Below are 1,026 nucleotides of genomic sequence, written 5' to 3'. Positions count from 1 at the left end.
GGATTTTTCTGAGAATATTTTTTCCACGATTGCTTCGATGCTCAACCATCTTACTGGAAGTTTCTTTGGAACTGATGATTCTTTTATGCCCGATTTGTTGATAATAGCAAGACCAAAATCTGAGATTTTTGCTTGCAAATCATTGGTTAGTAAAATATTTCTTGCAGCCAAATCTCGGTGAACAATATCTTTGGAAGCGATGAATTCCATGCCTTTGGCAATTTGCCAAAGTATCGAGATTATAGTTTTAAATTCAATCTCTTTTGTATCAATTGACATTAACATTTTGGCATATCTCAATAAATCCTGCTCGGCTAGCTCAAAGACCAAAGCCGGTTTTCCATTCAACATCCGCCAGCCGAGCATGCTTATAACATTCCGATTGTACTGTAAAACTTTCATGGCTTCAATCTCGCGAAACAGTTGGTCAACTTCGTCATCTCCAAAATGCAATGCTATTTTTACCGCTACATCACAATCTTGAAAATCATGCGTTTCGATTAGACCAGTCAGATTGATCAAAGGAGAAGGTCCAGAAAGGAATCCTCGGTAGACAGTGGAGCAAATGCCAGATCCCAAGGGATTTTCATAGTTGAACATTAATTTATCTTTTGATATAAAGAGTGCATCGGAAACTTCTTTGAGCTCGTCCGCATCTTCGGTAGTTAGTTGATACTGCTTTTTTATTATGTCGATAATGAATTCGAAGCGTTCGGTTGTTTCCTTTTTGTATTTACGAAGATATAAATAAATGCCTAGAATAACTGCGGCAACAAGCAATAATATAAGAATGGCAACAAGTATCCAAAACCATGCTTTTTGCCATATCTGTTTTTCTTCTTTAATATTTATATATTGGCCTTCATAATGCAATAGTAAACCTAAATTCAAATTTTATGATAATTTTTCAGATGAAATGTGAAATGAGACAATCAGCTCTTGTTAAATTTTTAATCTTTGATCAATCGATTTATACATATTTTCTATTATACAGGATGGCTAAAAAATATGATTTTTGCTCATTTT

At 34.4% G+C, this 1,026-nt stretch carries 1 protein-coding gene; it reads right to left on the bottom strand.

Annotation, left to right across the window (positions count from 1 at the left end; translation table 11 throughout):
* Nucleotides 1–891 (bottom strand): protein kinase (locus ACQR30_RS17860; RefSeq protein WP_429737152.1); only part of this gene is annotated, 891 nt, incomplete at its 3' end.
* Between the last annotated feature and the right edge of the window lie 135 nt (nt 892–1,026).

Origin of the sequence: Arachidicoccus sp., assembly GCF_050436765.1 — a bacterium.
Lineage (GTDB): Bacteria > Bacteroidota > Bacteroidia > Chitinophagales > Chitinophagaceae > Arachidicoccus.
This window is presented reverse-complemented; position numbering and strand designations above follow the sequence as displayed.